The organism is Streptomyces zinciresistens K42, assembly GCF_000225525.1.
Taxonomy (GTDB): Bacteria; Actinomycetota; Actinomycetes; order Streptomycetales; family Streptomycetaceae; genus Streptomyces; species Streptomyces zinciresistens.
Window position 1 is genome coordinate 1 of record NZ_AGBF01000068.1, and the last position, 23,056, is coordinate 23,056.

The window sequence follows — 23,056 nt, forward strand, 5'->3', positions numbered from 1 at the left end:
CGAGTCCCGGACGTGCACAACGTCCGTACTGGCTGCGACCTCCACGCAGTCGCCACCCTCGGTTCCGCTGTAGCTGCTCTTGATCCAGGTGAGGGCGGGGGGCGCGGTCGGGTACTCGGCAGTGTTCATGGCGAACCCAGCAACCTTTCGATCAACTCCGTTGACTCTCGGGGAGAGAGAGCTTGTGATCGGATAATCCCATAGCGGGCAGCGGCGATAACTGCCTGTTCCGGCTCGGTTACCAGTGTGCTCGCAGCCTGCGTCTCGGCGTACACGAACTTCTTGCCGTCCTTGCGCGTGACGACCGTGAACGATCCGTTGACGCCCGCGTTGTCCTCGATCTCGGTCGGCATGACCTGAATCTCAACGTTGCGTTTCTCGCCGACCAGCAGCAGGTGCTCCAGCTGCCCTCGTAAGACGCCTCGTCCCCCGTAGCGGTGACGCAGTACCGCCTCGTCCATCACGAAGCTCAGAAACGGGGCGGGGCGCCGGTCGAAGATGTCGTGCCGAGCCAACCGGGCCGCCACCCGCTGCTCGATCGTCTCCTCGTCCAGGGGAGGGCGTCGCATCGCGAGCAACGCCCGCATGTACTCCTCGGTCTGAAGCAGGCCCTTCACCACCAGCGCGTCGTACGCAAGCAGTTCCGCCGCCTCCTTCTCCAACCGTGCCATCCCCTGGAAGAACACCGGATACTGTGCCCGCTCCAGCTCCCCCTTCCACAGTTTGAGCAGCCCGCCCGCGTCCAGGAGGTCGTCGGACTGGTCGATGGTCCTCGGGCTCGGGACGCGCCGACCCTGTTCGAAGGCGGCGACCGTGGCGGACGAGTAGCCGATGCGCCGGCCGAACTCCTCCCGGCCCAGCCCCGCCCGCACCCGCAGCGTCTTCATGGTCTGGCCGAAGGCGACCGGGACGCCCCGGCCGGACCGGTCCGCGCCCGGTCCGCCCGGCTCGCGCTCGCCGGGGTCCCAGCCGTCACCGAAGCTGACCGCCGTCGTCTCCGCGACCGCTCCCGCGGCCTCGGCGGCCTCCGTCGCCCCGTCGGCGCCGTACGTGTTCTCAGCCATCTCTGCCACCTCCCCGTCGGCTCAACGCCCGCCCGGGAGCGCCGTCACGCCGCATACCTCGTACTCGGTACGGCAACGCGCCGACAACCGGCCCGCGTCAGTGCGTCACCACCGGTCACGCTAGGTCATCGGCGGGGCCGGTGTCCGCGTGACGGGCAAGTTCCCCCGTGTCCGCCCCCGCGTCCGCCCCGGTGCCCGGCCCACGGCCCGTCGAGTGGTCCCGGCGGACGTCAGGGAGTGTGGAAGGGGACGCTCGTGATCACGATCTTGGGCAACGGACGCAGGGCGCGTCTGAGGCGGGCGGCGTCCTTGCTGTGCAGGGGCCGGTGGCGGAGCCGGGGTGTGACGACCTCGGGGAGGATCACCGTGATGGTGAGGCCGGGGCGTTGGTGGTGGAGCGTCTCGATGTAGTGGATCAGCGGTGCCACGATCGCCCGGTAGGGGGAGAGGACGATGTGCAGGGGGACGTGGTTTCCCCAGAGGGTCCAGTAGTCGCGGAAGCGCTGCGCCTCCTCCTCGCCGGGGCTGATGTGGACGGCGAGCGTGGGTTGTTGAAGCGAGGCCGCGTACGCGAGGGCGCGCAGGCCGGCCAGGTCGAGGGTGGCGAGGGCGACGACGGACAGGTGGTGCACGGCCTGCGGTGTCTCCTCTCCTTCCGCTTCCTCCCCTTCCTCGCCTCCCTCCCCTCCCTCACCTTGCTCACCCTCCGCGCCTTGCTCACCCTCCGCGCCTTCCTCACCCTCCGTGTCTTCCTCACCCTCCGTGTCTTCGATGTCTTCGGTGTCTCCCGTGTCTCCCGCGTCCTCCGTGTGCCGGTCGGTCCGTCCGCCTTCGGGTTCCGGCGGGGACGGTGCGGGTGTCGGAGGGGGCGTCGGGGCCCGGTGGGCGGGTGGTTCGGCGGCGCCGGGGTGCAGCCGGAGCGCCGCGCCGACCGTCTGGTAGTGGCGGCGGATGCGGGTGGCCAGGAGGAAGAACAGGCCGATGGCGACGAGGGCGACCCAGGCCCCCGCCGTGAACTTGGTGACGGCGGCGGTGATCAGGACGAGGGTGGAGAGCACGGCGCCGGTGGCGTTGAAGGCGAGGCTCTTGCGCCAGTGCGGGGTGCGGACGCGGCGCCAGTGCACCACCATTCCGGCCTGCGACAGGCTGAAGGCGAGGAAGACGCCGACCGCGTACAGCGGGATCAGGGAGTTCGTCTCGCCGCTGAACGCCACGTAGACGAGGGCGGCGACCACCGAGAGCAGGCCGATTCCGTTGCTGAAGGCCAGGCGGTCGCCCTGGCGGAGGAAGATGCGGGGGGCGTGGCCGTCGCGGGCCAGGAGGAACAGGACGCGCGGGAAGTCGTTGTAGGCGGTGTTCGCGGCGAGGAGGAGCACCGCGGCCGTGGCGGCCTGGACGAACACGTACATCGGACCGGAGCCGAAGGTCAGGCGGGCGAGCTGGGACAGGACGGTCTCGCCGCCGCGGGGGACGACGCCGCGCAGGTGCACGATGGCGATGATCCCCGCGAACATGGTGACGAGCAGGCCGGTCATCCAGGTGAGGGTGGTGCGCGCGTTGCGCCATCGGACCGGCTGGAAGGCCGGTACGGCGTTGGAGATGGCCTCGATGCCGGTCATGGCGGTGGCGCCGGAGGCGAAGGCGCGCATGACGAGCAGGACTCCCAGGCCCTCCGTCGCGTTCGGGTGGGCGGCGGGGGCCGGCGGGAATCCGTTCGCGGCGGCGTCGGCCAGGCTGCCCGTGATCAGCGCGAACATCGCGGCGATGAACGCGTAGGTCGGCGCGGCGAACAGGATGCCGGCCTGTCTGATTCCGCGCAGGTTCCCCACCAGCAGGAGCGCGATCATGGCCAGGCCCAGCGGTACCGTGGCCGGCGCCAGCGAGGGGACGGCGGAGGTGACCGCGGCGATGCCGGAGGCGATCGAGACGGCCACCGTGAGCACGTAGTCGATCAGCAGACCCCCCGCCGCCAGCAGTCCCGGCAGCAGGCCCAGGTTGTCGCCGGCCACGATGTAGGAGCCGCCGCCGTGCGGGTAGGCGCGGATCGTCTGCCGGTAGGACAGCCCGACCACCAGGATCAGCAGCGTGATCGCACCGGCGATCGGCAGGGAGTACGCCAGCCCGGCCGCACCGGCCAGTACGAGTACGGACAGCATCGCCTCGGGCCCGTACGCCACCGACGACAGGGCGTCAGCGGAGAGGACCGGCAGCGCCACCAGTTTGCGCATGCTCTCGCGGGCGACGGCGCTGCTCCGCAGCGGCGCACCCAGCAGTGCCCGGCGGGCGCCGCGGACCCAGCGGGCTCCCACCGGACCAGGGGCGCCCCCGACGCCCCCGGCCGGTGACGGTGCGCCCAGGGACGTGACGTGGACGAGCCGGCCGAACCGGGTGGGGCGGATGTCCTCCGCCGCGGGAAACACGCCCGTGTCGGGCTCGACCGGAAGCGCCCTGACCGCGGCCGCCGACCGCGGGGACACCCGGCCCCACCGCCGGCCGACCTGGCGCAGCACCCGGAGCTGGTCCTCGTCCAGCCCCGGCAGCACGTCGGACGGACGCGGTACTCCGGAATCCGGCTCACCGTCGTCACCGAGATCCCTGGACTTGGCGCGCGCCCTGTTCATGGTGCTCAGTGTGGTCACCAACGGGGCGAAAACCCCTGAACGCACCCGGCGCGAAGGGGTGGCCGCCGGTTCCGCCGCCAGGCCGTGTCGCGGCAGCCGGTGCGGAAGAGGGCACCGGTGAGGAGACCCGGCCCGGCGGTCAGCCCCGCGCGGGGGCGCGGCGGCCCGGCCGCCGGGCGTACGGGGTGGCGCGGGAGCCGTCGACGCCCACCTCCAGGCGGCCGATCCGTTCGATCTCCAGGACGACGCGGTCGCCGTGGGTCAGCGGGCCGACGCCGGCCGGGGTGCCGGTCGCGATGACGTCCCCGGGGTGCAGGGTCATGACGGAGGAGGCGTAGGAGACCAGTTCGCGGACGCCGAAGATGAGGTCGGCGGTGCTGGTGCGCTGGCGGGTGGTGCCGCCGACGTCGCAGCGCAGGTCCAGGGCGTCCGGGTCCGGGATCTCGTCGGCGGTCACGATCCAGGGGCCGATCGGGGTGAAGGTGTCGAAGGACTTGCGGGTGGAGCGGTCCTCGCCCGAGCGGACGGTGATGTCCAGCACGCAGGTGTAGCCGAAGACATGGTCCAGGGCGTCGTCCGCGCTCACGTGGGAGGCGGTGCGGCCGATGACGACGCCCAGTTCGCCTTCCTGGTCGGTGCGCCTGTCGGCGTAGGGGAGGACGATGTCCTCGCCCGGACCGATGACGGAGGAGTTCGCCTTGAGGAAGACGCCGAGTTCCGCGACCGAGGTGGTGTACGCCATCTCGGCCTTGTGGTCGAGGTAGTTGACCGGTGCGCCGACGATCTTCCCGGGCCGGGGGAGCGGGGCCCGGAGGGCCGCTTCGGTGAGCGAGATCCGTGGCCGGCCCGCGAGGGAAAACCGCACCTGCTCCCCGGCGGTGGTCGTCTCGATGTAGTGCTGGAGCGCGCCCGCCGGGCCGGCGGTGCCCGCTCCGGCGAGCTGGTCGGTCACGTCGACGAGGGCGTCGCCGTCGACGAGACCGAGGCGCCCGTTGTCGAACAGGGCCAGACGCATGGGGTGGCCTCCTTGTGGGTGTCGGGCGGGTGGGTCAGGCGCCGGGGTCGGCGTCTTCGGCGCGGTAGAGGCCGAGGGAGCGCATGACGGGCTCGTCGCTGTAGGAGAACAGGACGGCGTCCGCCGAGGCCGAGGTGTTGAGATGGCGGTGGGCGGCCCAGCCGGGTACGGCGAAGGTGTCGTGCGCTGACCACTCCAGCCGCTCGCCGTCGACGATGGTGGCGCCCTCCCCGCGGACGACGTGGAAGACGGTCGACGCCGTGTGGCGGCGACCGGTCCCCTCGAAGCCGGGGCGCAGCCGCTGGACGCGGCAGCCGATGGTGGGCATCACCGGGCCGCCGGTCCACGGGTTGGTGTACTCCAGCACGACGCCGTCGACGTCGCTGCCCTCCGCCGTGTCGGCGATGGCGTCCAGGGCCCGCTCCGTCTCCCGCCAGGTGTAGCGTGTGACGGGCGAGTGGGGGCCGTCCGCGGTGAGCCAGGCCGGCGTGAGACGGCCGTGCAGGAACTGGCGGCTGCCCGCGTCGTCGGGCTTCGTCACGGGTTGCAGGCGCTGCGGATACTGCTCGTAGAAGCCGGCTTCCAGGGCGTTGACCAGCGGGTAGTCGAGGGCGTCGAGCCAGATCATCGGCGCGTCGCCCTCGTGGGTGTGGTCGTGCCAGCGCCAGCCCGGGGTGAGCAGGAGGTCGCCGGGGGCCATGAAGACCCGCTCGCCGTCGACCGTGGTCCACGCGCCGTCGCCCTCGATGACGAAGCGGAAGGCGTTGGACGTGTGCCGGTGGGCCTGCGCGGTCTCGCCGGGCAGGATGATCTGGAGGCCCGCGTAGAGGGTGTTGACCGTGGCCGGGGGGTCGGTGAGGCCGGGGTTGACGAGCATGAGCACCCGCCGTTCCGCCTCCTCCAGGGACAGCGTCCGCGAGAAGTGCAGGAGATGCGGGCGCAGTTCGCGCCAGCTCCAGCGGTACGGGCCGGCACGGCTCGTGGGCCTGGCCGGGAACAGGTTGCCGTGGAAACGCCACAGCGGGGCCGCGCCGAGCCCCTCCAGGGCCTTGTGGGCGAGTTCGTCGGTCGTCATGGTGCGCTCCTTCGCGGGCGGGGTCACGGGACGGGAACGGGGGCGGGGGTCCACACCCAGGAGATGTCGTCGAACGCCTCGGGGCCACGGGACGCGAGGAGCATGTTGCGCAAGGTGGCTCCCATGCCCTCCAGGTGGCAGAGCTCCCCGAAGCGGCGGGCGCCGGTCTGGACGCGGGCGGCCCGCTCGCGACGCCGGTCCGCGTAGGCGGTGAAGGCGCGGGCGGGGTCCGCGTGTTCGCCCAGGGCGTGGCCGAGGGCCACGGCGTCCTCCAGTGCCTGGCAGGCGCCCTGTGCGAGGTACTGGAGCATGGGGTGGGCGGCGTCGCCGAGGAGTGCGATCCGGCCGTGCGCCCAACTGTCCGTCGGGAGGCGGTCGTACAGCGGCCAGCGGCGGTCGCGGGAGACGAGGGGCAGCGCGTCGCGTACGGCCTCGCAGGCCCCGGCGAAGCGCTCCTCCAACTCGGCCTCGGTGCCCCAGTCGTCGGAGTCCGGTGTCCAGCGGTCGCTCTCGAAGACGGCGACCTGGTTGTACAACTCACCGCGGCGCAGGGGGTACTGCACCAGGTGCATGCGCGGCCCCGCCCAGACCATCACCGCCTCCGAGGCGGCGTGCCGGGACATCCGGCCGCTCATCCGCGCGGCCGGAAGCGCCCCGCGGAACGCGACGTAGCGCGAGCAGACCGGTTCCCCGTCGCCCACCAGCGCCCGGCGCAGCCGGGAGTGCAGCCCGTCCGCCGCGACGGCCGCGTCGGCGGTCAGCGCCGGGTGGCCCTCCCGGAAGCGCAGACGGACCGCGGAACCGTCCTGTTCCGCCCCGGTGACGGTGTGTCCCGTGCGCAGGGTGACGCCGGGGTGCTCCTGGCAGGCGGCCAGCAGCGCGGCGTGCAGATCGGTGCGGTGGGTGACCAGGTAGGGGTGCGCGAAGCGCGCGGTGTAGGCGGCGGCGCGCAGATCGAGGGAGGTGACCTCGTCCCCGGTGAGCGCGTCCATCATCACCAGCCGGGGAGGGGTCACCGCGGTGCGCCGGACGGCGGGCAGGACGCCGAGTTCGTCGAGGGCGAGCGAGGCGTTCGGGGCGAGTTGCAGGCCGGCCCCGATCTCGCCGAAGCGGGCGGCCCGCTCCACGAGCGTCACGCGGTGGCCGGCGCGGGCGGTCGCCAGCGCGGCGGCCAGACCGCCGATGCCGCCGCCTGCCACGGCGACATGGAGTGGGGTGGGTGGGACGGGCATCGGGCCTCCGTGGGTCGGGGGTCTCTGGGGGAAGGGCTCCTGCCGCTCGGGGGCGGGGCGTTCAGGGGCGCTCGCGGGAGCGGCGCCTTGCGGGGGGCAGGGGGACGGGCTCGACGCCCGGCACGACCGTGTTGGTGAGGGTGCCGAGTGCCTCGACGGTGAGGCTGACGGTGTCGCCGGGCTTCAGCGGGGGCGGGGTCTGCACGCCGCGCCGGCCCCAGAGTTCCGCCAGGCAGCCGCCGTTGCCGCAGGTGCCGGAGCCGAGGACGTCGCCGGGGACGACACGGGTGCCCCGGGAGGCGTAGGCGGTCATCTCCTCGAACGTCCAGCTCATGTGGGACAGCAGGTCCTCGCCGACGGTCACGCCGTTGACCGAGGCGGTGAGCGCGAGCCGCAGGAAGCCGTCGGTGTCCCGGTACGGCTCCAGTTCGTCGGCGGTGACCAGGTACGGGCCCAGGCTGGTGGCCGTGTCCTTGCCCTTGCAGGGACCGAGGCCCACCTTCATCTCCGCGCTCTGGAGGTCGCGGGCGGACCAGTCGTTGAAGACCGTGTAGCCCACGATGTGCTCGCGGGCCTGTTCCGGGGTGAGGTCGCGGCCCTCCCGTCCGACGACGGCGCCCACTTCCAGTTCGAAGTCGAGCACGGCCGAGCCCGGCGGCACGCTGATCGCGTCGTCCGGGCCGTGCACCGCGTGCGGGTTGGTGAAGTAGAAGGCCGGGGCCGCGTACCACTGCTCGGGGACGCCGCCCGTGCCCTCCACGGACCGGCGCACCCCCTCCACATGCTCCTCGAAGGTCACGAAGTCCCTTATCGAGGCGGGCTGGAGCGGGGGCAGCAGCCGGACCTGGGAGACATGCGGGCCGGGGGGTGCGTCCAGGGCCGCGGCGCCGGCGGCGAGCAGCCCCGGCAGTCCGTCGCCCTCCGCGATCAGCGCGGTGAGCGAGCTGACACCCGGCAGGGGGAGCAGGGTGCCGTCCTCCCGGGCGAGCGCCACCCGGCGGCGGTGCTGGTGTTCGTAGGCGGCGAAACGCATGGTGCGGCTCCAGCGGCGGGTGAGGAGGGACCGGGGACGGCGGCGCCGCGCGTCGGGGCGGGGCGGGGCCGTACGGCCGGGTCCCCGGTGTCGGCGGGGCGGTTCAGACCGGCGGGGCGACGAACACGCCGCGGTCGGGGTCGTTGAAGGACTCCTTGGCGACGAGTTCGTTCATGGGGTTGGCGGTGCCCCACTGGTCGGTGACCTCGGGCTGGGAGAAGTCGTAGACGTGGGGGTGCCAGGTGTCCTCGTCCAGGCACTCCAACTCGGTCGTGTACTCGACGGTGTTGCCGTGCGGGTCGAGGAAGTAGGTGAAGGTGTTGTCGCCCGCCATGTGCCGGCCCGGCCCCCAGATCTTGCGGAATCCGGCCCGCATGACGCGTCCCGATCCGCGCATGTACTCGTCGATGCCGCGCATCTCGAAGGAGACGTGGTGCAGCGCGGTGTGCGGGCCCTGGGCGAGGGCCATCGAGTGGTGCCTGCTGCTGATCCGCATGAAGTGCATGACCTCGCCCAGGTGCGGTGAACTCAGCGTGTCGGAGAGGGCGAAGCCGAGGTGGCGCTCGTACCACCGGCGCGTGCGGTTCAGATCCGGGGAGTTGAGGACGACGTGGCTCAGCTTGACCGGGATCGACTCCTTCTCCTCGATCCTGCGGTGCCGGCGGACCTCGACGTCCGCGGAGACCTCGATCGTGCGGCCGTCCACGTCGAAGAAGCGGAAGCCGTAGCCGCCGCCGGGGGTGTCGACCCTGCCCGGCCGCGACACCAACCGCACTCCTCCTGCGAGGAGTCGCTCGGCGAGCGTGTCGACGTCGGCGGCGGACGCGGCGCCGTAGGAGACGAGGTCGAGCCGCTTCTCGTCGGCCTTGCGGATGCGGACGACGTACTGCTCGGGGGAGCCCTCGGCGGCCAGGAAGGAGATGCCGGAGTCCTCCGCGACCCGGGTCAGCCCCCAGACGCCCGCGTAGAAGTCGAGCTGCTTGTCGTAGTCGGGCACGGCGAGGTCGACGTGGCGCAGGTGGGTGAGCAGGCGCATGGTGTCAGTCCTTCCGGAGGAGGGCGGCGGCGTTCGCGCCGCGGACGGCGTGGAATTCGGCCGCGGGCAGCCCCGCGGCGCGCAGGGCCGCGACCGGGTCCGCGGCGCCCATGTCGAAGGGGAAGTCGGAACCGAGCAGGACGCGGTCCGCACCCGCGACGCGGACCAGCTCGCGCAGCACGTACGGGTCGTGGACCAGCGAGTCGAAGTACAGCCGCCCGAGGTAGTGGCTGGGCGGGTGCGCGCAGCCGGCGCCCGCGTCGGGGCGGGCGGACCAGGCGTGGTCGGACCGGCCGATGTGGGTGGGCAGGTAGCCGCCGCCGTGCGCGGCGAGCACCTTCAGCCCGGGGTGCCGGTCGAGGACCCCGGAGAAGATCAGATGCGAGAGGGCGACGGCGTTCTCGGTGGGCTGGCCCACGGTGTTGGACAGGTACCACCGGTCCAGGCGCTCGTCGAGGGTGCAGCCGAAGGGGTGCAGGAAGAGCAGGGCACCCCTCTCCTCGGCACGGGCCCAGAGGGGTTCGTAGGCCGGGTCGGAGAGTTCGCGGCCGGGCGCGTGGCTGGAGATCTCCACGCCGAGCAGCCCCTGCGCGAGGGCGTGGTCGAGCGCCCCGACGGCGAGGGCGGGGTGCTGGAGCGGGACGAGCCCCAGCCCGCGCAGCCGGCCGGGGGCGGCGGCGCAGTGGCCGGCCGTCGCCTCGTTCGCCAGCCGGTACAGCTTCTCGGCGGTCGGCTCGTCGGACCAGTAGTGGTAGTGCGACGGGGAGGGGCTGACCAGTTGGACGTCCACACCGCAGGCGTCCATCGCCGCCAGCCGCACGGCCGGGTCCGTCAGCCGGGGGAGGCGCTCGCGGACCATCGCCCCGCTGACCGCGAGGGCGGCCGGGCCGTTGCGGCGGGCGTCCAGCGTCCGCGCCCCGGCGAACCCCGGCAGGGCTGCCACCAGCGCTTCCACCTCGGGCAGCAGGACGTGGGCGTGCACGTCGACGGTGGGAGCCGCCGCCGCGGCTTCCGTCGCGCTCACGGCAGTTCCCGCAGCATCGTCATGGTGCGGGCCATCAGTCCCGGCACGTCGGCGTCGCGCACCCCGTCGAGCTGCCACCGCCCGATCAGCACGGACGCCTCGACCACCGGGCGGACCCGGGCGATCCGCCGTGCGTAGTACGCCTGGAACAGCGCGTCGTCCCAGGTGCCGGAGGCGGTGAGCAGCTGGGCGAGCACCCACGCGTCCTCCAGGGACAGCGCGGCGCCCTGGGCCAGGGTGGGCGGACAGCAGTGGGCGGCGTCACCCACCAGGACGACCCGGCCGCGGTGCCAGGAGCCCTCCACCAGCAGCCGGTCGAACCACGTGTAGTTGACCTTCGCCGGATCGGTGATGTGCGCGGTGATCCCGGGCCAGAACCCGCCGTAGTGCGTGGTGAGGCGGCGCATCTCGCGGGCGTAGGAGGCGGGCGGTATCGCGGTGCGGTCGCGGTGGGCCTCCACGACGTACGCGTACAGGGTGTCCTCGCCGGTCGGGCAGTAGCCGGCGATGTGGGCGGGCCCGCCGTAGGCGAGGTCGGTGCGGGTGACGCCCGCGGGCCGCGGGGCCTCGACGCGCCAGATGGCCATGCCGGTCGGTTCCGGCTTGTCGGCGATGCCCACGGCGGCCCGGGTGGCGGAGCCGAGCCCGTCCGCGGCGATCACCAGGTCGTAGCGGTGCTCCGAGCCGTCGGAGAGGCGGACCGAGACGCCGTCGGCGTCCTGGCCGAGGACCTTGGCGGTGGTGCCGAGGCGGACGGTCGCGCCACTGGCGCGCACGGCCGCGAGGAGGATCTGCTGGAGCCGGGGACGCCGCATGCCCAGGGTGGCGGGCAGGTCGTCGCCGCCGGTGCGCAGGTCGTCCTGGACGTGCAGCACGGTGCCGTCGGGTGCCGTGATGCCGACCGAGCCGAAGCCGAACCCGGACGCCCGCACCTGCTCCCACACACCGAGTTCGCGCAGCACCCGCAGGGCGTTGCCCTGGAGGGTGATGCCGGAACCGGCGCTCGCGTTCCCGTCCGCTCCGGCCTCGACCAGGTCGACCGGGACGCCGGCGCGGCGCAGCAGGATCGCGACCGCGTTGCCCGCGGCTCCGCCGCCGACGACCAGGACCCTGCGGTCCGCACCCGAGGCACCCAAGGCACTCAAGGCATTCGCGCCGCTCCGGGCACTCACGTCACTCATGGGAACTCCCTTGTTCCTCGGTCTACTTGACGGCGATCGGGTTGACGGGGGAGCCGACCGCCCCGGTGACGGGCAGCGGCGCGGCGGTGAGCCAGAACGCGTACCGGCCGTCGGCCGCGCAGTCCTCGGCGAGGGCTTCGAGGTCCCACATCTCGCCGATGAGCAGGCCGAGATGGGGGATGGCGACCTGGTGCAGCGGCTGGAAGGCGTGGTCGAACTCGTTGGGCCGCACCTCGAACCCCCAGGTGTCGGTGGCGATCGCGGCGATCTCGCTGCCGTGCAGCCAGCCGGCCGTGGTGAAGGACAGGCCCGGGGCCGGGCCTCCGGCGTACTCGCCCCAGCCGTCGCGGCGGACCCGGGCCAGCTGCCCGGTGCGCACCAGCACGAGGTCGCCGCGGCCGACCGCGACGCCCTGGGCCTCGGCGGTCGCGGTCAGATGCCGCTCGGTGATCGCGAAGCCGTCCGGCAGCTCACCGTCGACACCGGCCGCCCGGCCGACGTCGAGGAGCACCCCGCGCCCCGCGACCTGCGCGGCCATGTGCTCGATGCCGGTGACCAGGTCGCCGTCGGACGTCACGACCTTCTCCGCGGCACGGCCGTTCCACGCCCTGCCGTGGTCGAAGATGTGCCCGAGCCCGTCCCACTGCGTCGAGCACTGCAACGGCATCGTGATGACGTCGTCCGCGCCGCCGATGCCGTGCGGCAGGCCCTGGTTGCCTAGGGCGGCGTCGGTGCCGGTGTCGAGCATGGTGTGGATCGGGTTGGTGCGGCGGCGCCAGCCCTTCTGCGGGCCGTCGATGTCGAAGCGCTGCGCGAGGGAGAAGCTGCTCCCGCGCCGGATCAGCGCGGCCCCCTCGCGGCGTTTGGCCTCGTCGAGGAAGTTGAGGGTGCCGAGCACGTCGTCCTCGCCCCAGCGGCCCCAGTTGGAGTACGCCTGCGCGGCGCGGGCGACCGCACCCGCGGGATCCGCGCGGTCCGGGGTCACCGCGGCCCCTCCGCCACACAGCGGGTGCGCTGCGAGCCGAGCCCGGTGATCGAGGCGTCCATGACGTCGCCGTCGCGCAGCAGCCGCCCCCAGTGCATGCCGTTCCCGGCGGGGGAGCCGGTGAGCACCAGGTCGCCGGGGAGGAGCCGGGCGGTCTGCGAGGCGTGGGACACCATCCGCGCGACGTCGAAGATCATGTCCTTCGTGGACTCGTCCTGCATGGTCTCGCCGTTCAGCCTCAGCGTGAGGCGCAGGCCGTTCGGGTCGGCGATCGAATCGGCGGGCACGATCCAGGGGCCGAGCGGGGTGAATCCGGGGGCGTTCTTGCTGCGCAGCCAGTCGGTGCCGATCTGCGGCATGTCCCGGCGGAAGACGGTCGCGCGGTCGGTCAGGTCGTTGGCGATCGTGTAGCCGGCGACATGGTCCAGGGCCTCCGCCACCGGCACGCGGTGGGCCGGGCGGCCGATCACCGCGGCCAGCTCCAGTTCCCAGTCGGGCTGCTTCGCCCACGCGGGCAGCAGTACGTCGTCGTAGGGCCCGGTGAGCGCGCTCGGCAGGCCGATGAACACGTACGGCAGGTCCTCCGCCGCCCGCCGGTCCATGATCTCCGCGGCCTCCGCCCGCCGCTCCGCCTCCGGCCGCTCGTCACCGGGCGCCCGGTGCGCGACATGCAGGTCGATCACGTGCCGGCGGTAGTTGGCGCCCGACTGGAACACCTGGCGCGGCTCGACGGGGGCGTGCACGCGGAACTCCGCCAGCGGTCTGCGGGCGGCGGCGCCGTCCTCGGCCACCGCGGCCAGCCGCGGTGCCACCGCGTCCCAGTCGTCCAGGATGCCGCGCACCGTCAGACCGGTGCCGCCGAGGGCGGGACGCAGATCGAGGACCCGGGCGTCGGGGGTGACCAGGGCGGGGAAGGCGGGGCCCGCGGAAGCGGAAAGGGTGGCCAGCGCGAAGGGTCCGGCGAAGAGGGCGGACGCGGCTTCGGGTTTCACGGACATGTCCTCCTGATTGCGGTGGCACTAATCTGGACCCGCTCCTCGCGATCACGGAAATCGATTCTGTGGATGCGGTTCATCACCCTCGCGAATTTCCGCAGGTGGTCGCCCGACAGGCCCCGACAGGTAGGGAAAACGCCGTGCAGCTCAGCCGCCTGGACCTCAACCTCGTCGTCGCCCTGCGCGCCCTGCTGGAGGAGCGCAACGTCACCCGTGCGGGGCGCCGCGTCGGACTCAGCCAGCCCGCGATGAGCGCGGCCCTGTCCCGGCTGCGCCGCCACTTCGACGACGACCTGCTCGCCCGGGTCGGCGGGCACTACGAACTGACGGCTCTCGGCCAGGTCCTCCTGGACCGCACCACCGCCGCCTACGAGGTGCTGGAGCGCCTGTTCACCAGCCAGGCCGACTTCGACCCCGCGCGGGAGCGGCGGGAGTTCAAGCTGATCGCCTCCGACTACGCCGTCGCCGTCTTCGGCGCCGAGCTGGCCCGGGTCGTGCACGAGGAGGCGCCCGGCATCCGGCTGCGCTTCGCCCAGACCCCGACCACGGTCGTGGACGCCACGGACACGCTGCTCAGCACCTCCGACGGCCTGCTGATGCCGCACGGGGTCATCAGCGACTTCCCGGCCACCGACCTGTACGGGGACCGCTGGGTCTTCGTCGTCTCCCGCGACCATCCGAGCGTCGAGGACCACCTCACCCGCCAGGACCTGGCCCGGCTGCCCTGGGTCACCTACCAGCGCACCTACGACGCCCCGGCGGTGCGCCAGCTCGGGATGCTGGGCATCGAGCCGCGGGTCGAGGTCTCCGTGGACAGCTTCCAGATGATTCCGCTGCTGGTGGCAGGCACCCGGCGCATCGCGCTCCTCCAGGCCCGGCTGGCCGTCCTCCTCGCGCCGCTCGCCGACGTGCGCGTGGTGGAGCCGCCGTACGAGGCCGTGCCGCTGCGGCAGGCGCTGTGGTGGCACCCCGTGCACACCCACGACGCGGGCCACATCTGGCTGCGCGAGACGGCCGCACGCGTCGGCAGGCGGATGGCCGACGGGCCCGAGGAGTGAGCGGTCCCGCCCGCTGACGGGCGGCCACCATCCACGGCATGGATGGGAGCCATCCGTACCGTGCATGGCGGGAGGGGTGGGCAGAGCGCCCCGCGGAACGCATGCTCGGAGGGGACACGTCGCCGTGCACCGTGCGGCGCCCCTCCCCGGACGCCGTACCGCGCGGCGCCCCCAGCGTGTGCCGCACGTGCGGCGCCGCCTCCGGCCCTGGTCCCGCGACCGCGGTGCCGGCTTTCCGCACCGCCGCCCGGAGTACCGTCGTGCCCGTTTCCCGCGCCCTGCCCCCGTCGCTCCGGCGCACGCCCGCGACCGCCGCGGGCCGGCCGGATCAGCGCGCGGGCGCCGCCAGCGTCGATGCGCGGACGACCAGCTCGGGCTGCAGCACGACGTGGCTGTGGGTGTGAGCGCCGCCATGGGCCGTGTCCTCGATGAGCAGCCGCCCGGCCTGGCGCCCCATGGCCGCCGCCGGCCGCCGTACCGAGGTGAGCGGCACGACCGCCGACGCGGCGAACTCGATGTCGTCGTAGCCGACCACCGCGATGTCGTCCGGCACCCTGAGACCGGCCTCGTACAGGGCCTGAAGGACGCCCAGGGCCAGCAGGTCGTTGGCGCAGAACACGGCGGTGGGCCGCACCGGCAGACCGAGCACGCGGTGCCCGGCGTCCTTGCCGGCCGCCACGGTGAGGGCGTCGCAGGGCAGTTCCCGCAGCGCGGCGGGCGGCAGCCCCGCCGCGCCGAGGGCGGCGAGGGCGCCCCTGCGGCGGTCCCGTACCTGCTGGAGCCGGTCCGGGCCGCTGACGTAGACCAGGGAGCGGTGGCCCCGTTCGACCAGGTGGCGCACCGCGGCCCGGCCGCCCGCCACGTCGTCGATGCCGACCGAGCAGGCGGCGGGCTGCGGCGCGCACTGGTCGGCCACGACGAAGGGGACCGCGTTGCGGCGGAAGGCGGCGACGGTCCGCCCGACCCCTTCGCCGGAGGCCAGTACGGCGCCCCTGACCTGGTGCGAGGTGATCAGCGACAGATGGCGGGCCGCCTCGGCCGGGTCGTGGGCCCCCGTGCAGACCATGACACCGAGGTCCGCCTCACGGGCGGCCTGCTCCACCCCGGTGGCCAGCGCGGTGAAGAACGGGTTCGCCATGTCGAGCACCATGACGGCGATCACCCGGGACGCCCAGCCGCGCAACTGCCGGGCGCCCTCGGCCCGGACGTAGCCGAGGGCCTCGATGACCTCCAGGACCCGCGCGCGCGTCCCCTCGGCCACGACCTCCGGCCGGTTCAGCACGTTGGAGACGGTGCCGAGCGAGACGCCGGCCTCCTGTGCCACGTCCTTGATGCCGACCCGGGGACGGACGCGGCCGGCGGACCCGGCCGCGGCCGGGTCCGCGCCGGAACCGCGTGCCCGCGTCCGGGCCGCGGGCACGGCGGAGGGCCGCCGGTCCACGGCCTAGCGTCCCCGCGGCGCGCCGGTGGTGGCGCGCACCACCAGGCGGGGGGTCATCGTGGTCTGCATGGCCCGGTCCCGCCGGCTCTCGACCCGTTCGACGAGCATCCGGGCGGCGGCCGAGCCCATGGTGTGCCCCGCCTGGTCCACGCTGGTCAGCTGTACGGGGGCCAGGGCGGCGAGCGCGGTGTTGTTGTAGCCGACGAGCGAGAGGTCGGCGGGGACGCGCAGGCCCAGCTCGTGCGCGGCGCGGTAGACGCCGAGCGCGGCCACGTCCGCGCCCGTCATCACGGCGGTCGGCGGACGGTCGGCCGTCAGCAGCGTCATGCCCGCCTTGAAGCCGCCGTCGTCGGAGTAGGCGGTGTGGTGGACGCGTGCGAGCGGGGCGAGTCCGTGCCCCTCCATCGCGCGCAGGTAGCCCTCGCTCAGCACGGCCTCCGGGGTGCGCTTCCACTTGTTGGCCCGGCTGCCCGGCGCCGAGACCAGGGCGATGTCGCGGTGGCCGAGCGCGACCAGATGGTCCACCACCAGGCCGGCGCCCAGGTCGTCGGCGTCCACCACCGCGTCGTAGGCGTCCGAGGCGTCGTGGTGCCCGATGACCACGGTGGGCGTCGAGGCGGCCGTGGCCAGCACCTCCGCGCGGGGCGTGCCCGGCGCGATGAGGATCAGTCCGTCCATCTGGCGGTCGACCAGGGAGCGGATGGTCCTGGCCTGCTCCTCGGGGTCGAAGCCCGCCGCGCCGATCAGCACCGTGTAGTCGGTGTGGCGCAGCTCGTCCCGGATGCCGTCCAGGATGTCGGCGAAGAAGGCGTTGCGGACGTTGTCCAGCAGCACGCCGATCGTGTACGTCCGGCCGCGCATCCCCCGTGCCGCCGCGTGCGGGCGGTACCCCAGGTCGGCGATGGCCGCCCGGACCTTCTCCCGCATGGCCTCGCTCACGCCGTAGGCGTTGCGCATGACCTTGGAGACGGCGGCCGTGGACACGCCCGCGTGCCGGGCGACGTCCGTGATGGTCACGCGCTTGTGCGGCCTGGCCGCGGAAGGGCCGTCCATGGTCCACGTCCCGGATTCAGTAGTCGTAGGTGTAACGGTCTACACCGTACTTCCTGGTGGCCGTCAAGTGCTCATCCCGTCAATGCGGTGTTACGCGCTTGTGTCTTGACGGTGACGGAGGAGCGGTGCATGGTGTTGCCCACTCGTCGTGGATAACGTTTTACAACATCCGCCGGGTCGCTGTCCGGCCCCCGTCGCCGGGCCCGCGTGTCGCCCATGGCGCTTCGTCCCGCACTCACCGCTCGTCATGATCCTCTGGGAGTCTCCCGTGCCCCTCCGTACCTCCCGCGCCCGCCGTGCGCGACTGAGCCTGCTGACCGCCGGCACCGCCTCGCTCGCGCTGCTCGCCACCGCCTGCGGCGGCAGCGGCTCCGGCGGCACGGCCGCCGCCCCCGAGAACTTCGACTACCTGAGCGTCACCGAGAACACCACGGTCAAGGCGGCGCTCACCGGCATGTCCAAGGGCGCCTGCAAGGCCGCGAACGACGCCCTGCCGCTGAAGGTGGAGACCGTCCCGCAGGCGAGCCTGGACCAGAAGCTCCAGCTGCTGGCCGGGCAGGACGCGCTGCCGGTGCAGTTCGCCGCGGGCAACGCCCCCGCGCTCACCCAGGAACTGGCCGGCTCCGGCAAGGTCGCCGACCTGGAGGCCAAGCTCAAGGAGCTGGGTGTGCTCGACCAGCTCCAGCCGGCCGCCGTCTCCACCATCAAGGCCCTGTACGGCGGCGAACTCCGGGTCCTGCCGTACGAGTACAACATCGAGGGCGTCTTCTACAACAAGAAGCTCTTCGCGGACAACGGCGTCAAGGCGCCCGGCACCTGGACGGAACTGGTCGCCGCCGCGGCGAAGCTGGACGCCAAGGGCGTCCAGCCGTTCTCCGCCTCCGGTCAGCAGGGCTGGCCGATCACCCGCCTGATCAGCGGCTACCTCTACCGCAGCCTCGGCCCCGACGCCCTGCAGAAGGTGGCCGACGGCAAGGCGAAGCTGACCGACCCGGCGTATGTGAAGGCGGCCCGGGAGATCGCCGCCCTCGGCAAGAAGGGCTACTTCGGCAAGGGCGTCGGCTCCATCGACTACGACACGGCGATGAACCAGTTCCTCACCGGCAAGGCCGCCATGTTCTACATGGGCAGCTGGGCACTGGCGAACATCTCCGACGGCAAGCAGAACAAGATCGGCGCCGCCGACACCGGCTTCCTGCCCTTCCCGGCCGTGGAGGGCGGCAAGGGCTCCGTCGACCAGTACCCGTCCAACGTCGGCCTGGGCATCACCCTCGCCTCGAAGTCCTTCGACAAGAAGACCGGGGACTGGGTCTCCTGCATCGCCCGGAACTACGGCTCCACCGCGCTCAAGGACCAGGGCGCCATCTCCGGCTTCAAGGTGAACGCCGAGGTCGAGGACGCCAACGAGGTCACCACCCAGGTGCGCGACACCATCAGCGCCTCCAAGCGGAACGTGCTGTGGTTCGAGGCCCTGTTCAGCACCAAGGCCACCACCGTCAGCCAGCAGAACGCGGCGGGCCTGGTCAGCGGCAGCACGAGCCCCGAGAAGTTCATGCAGACCGTCCAGGACGCCCTGGCCGCTCAGTGACCGGCCGGGGGCGGCCCGCACGCTCCGCCCCGCCCCGCGCGGGCCGCCCCCGTCCCTCCGAAGAACCCCGGACAACTCCCCAGTAGATGGACGCCATCCATGCACCGCGTACTCGGTGACCGCAGGGCCATCGCGATCCTGCTCGGTCCCGCCCTCCTCGTGTACTCCCTGATCATGCTGGTCCCCATGGTGTGGTCACTCGGGTACTCCTTCACCAAGGGCAACACCATCAACGGCTTCACCGGCAACGGCGTCGCCAACTTCTCCCGCCTCCTCGACGACCCGGCCGTCCGCGACGCCCTCTGGTTCACCCTCAAGTACGCCGCCGTCGTCACCGCAGGCCAGGTGATCGCCGGGTATCTGCTGGCGCTGCTCTACGTCTTCTTCCTGCGGCGGGCCTCGGCGCTCATCCGCACCCTGGTGTTCTTCCCCGTGGTGCTGCCCACCGTCGCCGTCGGCCTGCTCTTCCAGAAGTTCTTCCAGGTCGCCCCGCAGACCGGCCCGGTCAACTCCCTGCTCAACGCCCTCGGTTTCGAGTCCGTCGACTTCTTCGGCAGCGCCGGCAGCGCCTTCTGGGTCCTGATCGTCATGGACATCTGGCGCTCCATGGGCTTCTACGCCGTCCTGCTCTTCGCCGGGCTGGTCGACATCCCCGACGAGGTCCTGGAGTCGGCCCGCCTGGACGGCGCCACGGGCCTCGCCCTGATCCGCCGCATCGTGCTGCCGCTCTCCCTGCCCGTCCTGATGTCGTCGCTCGTCTTCAGCATCAACGGCACCCTCAAGGTCTTCGACTCGATCGTCGCCCTGACCAACGGCGGACCCGGCACCGGCACCACCCCGCTGACCCTGTACATGTTCCAGACGTCGTTCACCTACAGCGACTACGGCTACGGCAGCACCATCGCGCTGCTGCTGACCGTGGTGTGCCTGATGGTGAGCCTGGTCGTCTACCGCGTCTCGCGGCGCGACCTCACGGAGGGCTGAGAACCGTGGCCACCATCGACACACCCGTGCAGACCGCCGCGGGCGGCCCCGCGCCCGCGCGGCCTCCCCGGACCCCGCGCGGCCGGCGGGGGAACCGCCTCTGGGTCAGGATCGTCGTCGCCCTCCTGCTGGTCGTCGAGATCTACCCGATGATCTGGATGTTCCTCACGTCGCTGAAGTCCAACGACGACTACCTCAACAACTCCACCTGGTCGCTGCCCACCACCTGGGAGTGGGGCAACTACACCGAGGCGTGGACCACGGGCAACATCGGCCTCTACGTCCAGAACAGCCTGCTCGCCGTCGTCCCCGCGCTCGCGCTCATGCTGCTGCTCGGCACCGCCGCCGGCTTCGCCCTGCAGATCATGGTGTGGAAGGGCCGCAGCCTCACCCTGCTGGTCTTCCTCGCGGGCATGATGGTGCCGCCCCAGATGATCCTGCTGCCCCTGTTCACGGTCTACTTCCGCACCGGGCTCTCCGGCACCCTGTGGCCGCTGGTCCTCACCTACGTCGGCACCGGTCTGCCGCTGACCGTCTTCATGATGGCCACCTACTACCGGACCGTCCCCCGGGAGCTGTTCGAGGCGGCCACCATCGACGGCGCGGGCATCCTGCGCGCCTTCTGGACCGTCAGCCTCCCGCTGGTGCGCAACGCCCTGCTCACCGTCGGCCTGGTGCAGTTCTTCTTCATCTGGAACGACCTGCTCATCGCGCTGACCTTCACCAACAACCAGGACCTGCGCACGATCCAGGTCGGTCTGCTCAACTTCACCGGCGACTTCGGCGCCACCCAGTACGGCCCGCTCTTCGCCGCCATCTGCATCAACGTCTTCGGCACCCTCCTGATCTACCTCTTCCTCAACCAGAAGGTCATGAAGGGCCTCACGTCCGGAGCGGTCAAGGGCTGACCCGGCCCCCGCCGGACCGAGGCGCCGCCCCCGGCTCCCACCGGGGGAACGCCCCGCCCCGGGCCCTCCCGCTCCCGTATGCGACCACCCGTGAAAGAAGGGTCACCCCCTTGCTCCCCCCTCAGCCCTCCCCGGTCCGCTTCGAACACCTGCCGGACGGACTCGGCATCGGAGTCGCCTCCCCCCGGCTGACCTGGACCCTGCCCGCGGGCACCGGCAGCCAGGCGGCGTACGAACTGGAACTCGGCCGCGGCGGCCGCACCCACCGCACCGGGCGCGTCGACAGCGCCGAGCAGATCCTCGTGCCCTGGCCCGGCGCCCCGCTGACGTCCAGGGAACGCGCCACCGTACGCGTCCGCGTCTGGTCCCCCGACACCGCGGGACCCTCGCGGTGGAGCACACCGGCCGACGTCGAGGCCGGGCTCCTGGACCCCGCCGACTGGCAGGCCGTCCCCGTGGGCGCCGCCTGGGACGAGGACCCCGACGGCGCGCGCCGCCCCGCCCGCGTACGCAAGGACTTCCGCCTCGGCCGGCCCGTCGCCCGCGCCCGCCTCCACGTCACCGCCCACGGCCTCTACGAGATCGAGATCAACGGCCGCCGCGTCGGCGACGAGGCCCTCGCCCCCGGGTGGACCGTCTACCCGCACCGGCTGCGCCACCGCACCCACGACGTCACCGGCCACCTCACCGAGGGCGCGAACACCGTCGGCGCCTGGCTCGGCGACGGCTGGTACCGCGGCAGGTACGGCTTCGACGGCGGCACCCGCAACATCTACGGCACCGACCAGTCCCTCATCGCCCAACTGGAGGTCGAGTACGACGACGGCACCACCGACGTCGTCGCGACCGACGCGACCTGGACGGCCGCCCCCGGCCCGATCCTCACCAGCGGTCTGTACGAGGGCGAGACCTTCGACTCCCGGCTGCACGACCCCGCCTGGGCCACCCCGGCCGGCGCCCGCCCGGGGGACTGGACGCCGGTCCGCACGGGCACACGCGACCCGGCCACCCTCGTCGCCCCGCTCGGACCGCCCGTGCGCTGCACCGAGGAGATCGCCCCGGCCACCGTCACCCGCACCGGCGACGGGCGGTACCTGCTCGACTTCGGCCAGAACCTCGTCGGCCGTCTGCGCGTCACCGTCGACGGACCGGCCGGCACCACGCTCACCCTGCGGCACGCGGAAGTCCTCCAGGACGGCGGACTCGCCACCCGCCCCCTGCGCGAGGCCGTCTCCACCGACACCCTGATCCTCTCCGGCGAAGGTCCCCTGACCTGGGAGCCCCGGTTCACCCTGCACGGCTTCCGCTACGCCGAGATCACCGGCTGGCCGGGAGAGTTGACGGACAATCAAGTCGTCGCCCGCGTCCACCACACCGACATGCGCCGCACCGGCTGGTTCGAGTGCAGCGACCCGCTCGTCAACCGGCTGCACGAGAACGTCGTGTGGAGCATGCGCGGCAACTTCGTCGACCTGCCCACCGACTGCCCCCAGCGCGACGAACGCCTCGGCTGGACCGGCGACATCCAGGTCTTCGCCCCCACCGCGAGCTTCCTCCACGACTGCGCCGGCCTGCTCGACTCCTGGCTCACCGACGTCGGCGTCGAACAGCTACCCGACGGCACGATCCCCTGGTACGTCCCGGTCATTCCGGGTGAGCCGATGTGGACGCCGATCCACCCCGGCGCCGCGTGGGGCGACGTCGCCACCCTCACCCCCTGGACGCTCTTCCAGCGCTTCGGCGACCGCGAACTGCTGCGCCGCCACCACCCCATGGCCAGGGCCTGGGTCGACCTCGTCGAACGCCTCGCCGGACCGACCCGCCTGTGGGACACGGGCGTTCAGCTGGGCGACTGGCTCGACCCGGCGGCCCCGTCCGACGACCCGGCCGCCGGACGCACCGACCGCTACCTCGTCGCCACCGCCTACTTCGCCCACTCGGCACGCCATCTCGCCCTGGCCGCCGCCGAACTGGGCGCCGACGCGGACGCGGAACGGTACGCGTCCCTCGCCGACGAGGTGGCCGCGGCCTTCCGGCGGCGCTACGTCCTGCCCGCGGCCCGCCTGGTCGGCGACAGCGCCACGGCGTACGCGATCGCCCTCGCCTTCGGCCTGCTCACCCCCGAGCAGCGCCGACCGGCCGCCGACCGCCTCGCCGAGATCGTCCTCGCCGACGGCGCGCGGATCTCCACCGGCTTCGTCGGCACCCCGCTGATCTGCGACGCCCTGGCCGACAACGGGCATCTCGACGTCGCCTACCGGCTGTTGCTCCAGACCGAGTGCCCCTCCTGGCTCTACCCCGTGACCATGGGGGCGACCACGATCTGGGAGCGCTGGGACAGCATGCGCCCCGACGGCACCCTCAACCCCGGCGGCATGACCAGCTTCAACCACTACGCGCTCGGAGCGGTCGCCGACTGGCTGCACCGGGTGGTCGGCGGCATCACCGCCACCGCACCCGGCTACCGCGCGATCGCCTTCCGGCCCCGGCCGGGCGGCGGCATCACCTGGGCCCGCGTCCGCCACGAGACGCCCTACGGGACGGCCGCACTGTCCTGGAAGCTCACCGCCACCGGCATGACGGCCGACGTCACCGTGCCGGAGGGGTGCACGGCCACCGTGGAACTGCCCGGCCGCGCACCCCTCACCCTCGGGCCGGGCGACCACGTCCTGCGCACCGCCGACCTGGAGGAAGCGGCCTGACCGGCCGCGCACCGACCGCCACTCCCTCACCCCGCAGTTCCCCCAGAAGGCCCCCGCAACC

19 protein-coding genes are annotated in these 23,056 nt (G+C 72.8%); 5 read left to right on the plus strand and 14 right to left on the minus strand.

Features of this window, described 5'->3' with window-relative positions; translation table 11 throughout:
• The 12 genes from SZN_RS37925 to SZN_RS19395 all read right to left on the minus strand — a co-directional run.
• Window positions 1-129, minus strand: a 129-nt coding sequence (locus tag SZN_RS37925; RefSeq protein WP_007497597.1) for a DUF397 domain-containing protein, incomplete at its 3' end; no start/stop codon positions are given.
• Window positions 126-1,064, minus strand: coding sequence for a helix-turn-helix domain-containing protein (locus SZN_RS19345; protein WP_007497599.1), 939 nt, complete (start codon window positions 1,062-1,064; stop codon window positions 126-128). The genes SZN_RS19345 and SZN_RS37925, both read right to left, overlap by 4 nt.
• A 230-nt stretch (window positions 1,065-1,294) precedes the next feature.
• On the minus strand, window positions 1,295-3,685 hold the full coding sequence (locus tag SZN_RS19350; protein ID WP_007497601.1) for an APC family permease: 2,391 nt from the start codon (window positions 3,683-3,685) through the stop codon (window positions 1,295-1,297).
• A 139-nt stretch (window positions 3,686-3,824) separates the two neighbouring features.
• Window positions 3,825-4,700 carry a fumarylacetoacetate hydrolase family protein gene (locus SZN_RS19355; RefSeq protein ID WP_007497603.1) on the minus strand — a complete coding sequence of 292 codons (876 nt, stop codon included), beginning with the start codon at window positions 4,698-4,700 and terminating at the stop codon, window positions 3,825-3,827.
• A gap of 34 nt (window positions 4,701-4,734) precedes the next feature.
• A complete protein-coding gene (locus SZN_RS19360) occupies window positions 4,735-5,775 on the minus strand; it encodes a cupin domain-containing protein (protein WP_043731783.1) in 1,041 nt (346 codons plus the stop codon).
• A gap of 23 nt (window positions 5,776-5,798) precedes the next feature.
• Window positions 5,799-7,007 carry an FAD-dependent monooxygenase gene (locus SZN_RS19365; protein WP_007497606.1) on the minus strand — a complete coding sequence of 403 codons (1,209 nt, stop codon included), beginning with the start codon at window positions 7,005-7,007 and terminating at the stop codon, window positions 5,799-5,801.
• A gap of 61 nt (window positions 7,008-7,068) precedes the next feature.
• A complete protein-coding gene (locus SZN_RS19370; RefSeq protein ID WP_007497608.1) occupies window positions 7,069-8,040 on the minus strand; it encodes a fumarylacetoacetate hydrolase family protein in 972 nt (323 codons plus the stop codon).
• Between the two features lie 103 nt (window positions 8,041-8,143).
• A complete protein-coding gene (locus SZN_RS19375; RefSeq protein WP_007497610.1) occupies window positions 8,144-9,076 on the minus strand; it encodes a VOC family protein in 933 nt (310 codons plus the stop codon).
• A 4-nt stretch (window positions 9,077-9,080) separates the two neighbouring features.
• The gene (locus SZN_RS19380) at window positions 9,081-10,100 is read right to left on the minus strand and encodes an amidohydrolase family protein (protein WP_007497612.1); all 1,020 of its coding nucleotides are present in this window, start codon (window positions 10,098-10,100) and stop codon (window positions 9,081-9,083) included.
• Complete coding sequence (locus SZN_RS19385; protein ID WP_078508740.1) at window positions 10,097-11,281, minus strand: FAD-dependent oxidoreductase; 1,185 nt, start codon at window positions 11,279-11,281, stop codon at window positions 10,097-10,099. Before SZN_RS19385 ends, SZN_RS19380 begins: the two co-directional genes overlap by 4 nt.
• A 22-nt stretch (window positions 11,282-11,303) precedes the next feature.
• Window positions 11,304-12,266, minus strand: coding sequence for a cyclase family protein (locus SZN_RS19390; RefSeq protein ID WP_007497617.1), 963 nt, complete (start codon window positions 12,264-12,266; stop codon window positions 11,304-11,306).
• The gene (locus SZN_RS19395; RefSeq protein WP_007497619.1) at window positions 12,263-13,264 is read right to left on the minus strand and encodes a fumarylacetoacetate hydrolase family protein; all 1,002 of its coding nucleotides are present in this window, start codon (window positions 13,262-13,264) and stop codon (window positions 12,263-12,265) included. Before SZN_RS19395 ends, SZN_RS19390 begins: the two co-directional genes overlap by 4 nt.
• A 137-nt stretch (window positions 13,265-13,401) precedes the next feature.
• Between SZN_RS19395 and SZN_RS19400 the strand changes: the two genes are divergently transcribed.
• Entirely contained in the window at window positions 13,402-14,319 is a 918-nt protein-coding gene (locus tag SZN_RS19400) for a LysR family transcriptional regulator (RefSeq protein WP_007497621.1), read from the plus strand.
• 328 nt (window positions 14,320-14,647) lie between these two features.
• Here the strand turns inward: SZN_RS19400 and SZN_RS19405 are convergent, their stop codons facing one another.
• A complete protein-coding gene (locus tag SZN_RS19405; RefSeq protein ID WP_341865590.1) occupies window positions 14,648-15,643 on the minus strand; it encodes a LacI family DNA-binding transcriptional regulator in 996 nt (331 codons plus the stop codon).
• 120 nt (window positions 15,644-15,763) lie between these two features.
• Window positions 15,764-16,813 (minus strand): LacI family DNA-binding transcriptional regulator, encoded by a 1,050-nt coding sequence (locus SZN_RS19410; RefSeq protein WP_007497624.1) that lies wholly within the window; start codon window positions 16,811-16,813, stop codon window positions 15,764-15,766.
• A gap of 268 nt (window positions 16,814-17,081) precedes the next feature.
• Between SZN_RS19410 and SZN_RS19415 the strand changes: the two genes are divergently transcribed.
• From SZN_RS19415 to SZN_RS19430, 4 genes are all read left to right on the plus strand, one after another.
• Entirely contained in the window at window positions 17,082-18,401 is a 1,320-nt protein-coding gene (locus SZN_RS19415) for an ABC transporter substrate-binding protein (RefSeq protein WP_007497625.1), read from the plus strand.
• A gap of 99 nt (window positions 18,402-18,500) precedes the next feature.
• Window positions 18,501-19,385 carry a carbohydrate ABC transporter permease gene (locus tag SZN_RS19420; protein WP_007497627.1) on the plus strand — a complete coding sequence of 295 codons (885 nt, stop codon included), beginning with the start codon at window positions 18,501-18,503 and terminating at the stop codon, window positions 19,383-19,385.
• A 5-nt stretch (window positions 19,386-19,390) separates the two neighbouring features.
• A complete protein-coding gene (locus SZN_RS19425; protein ID WP_007497629.1) occupies window positions 19,391-20,293 on the plus strand; it encodes a carbohydrate ABC transporter permease in 903 nt (300 codons plus the stop codon).
• Window positions 20,294-20,403: 110 nt separating this feature from the next.
• Window positions 20,404-22,995, plus strand: a complete 2,592-nt coding sequence (locus SZN_RS19430; RefSeq protein ID WP_007497631.1) for an alpha-L-rhamnosidase — start codon at window positions 20,404-20,406, stop codon at window positions 22,993-22,995.
• Window positions 22,996-23,056 lie beyond the last annotated feature (61 nt).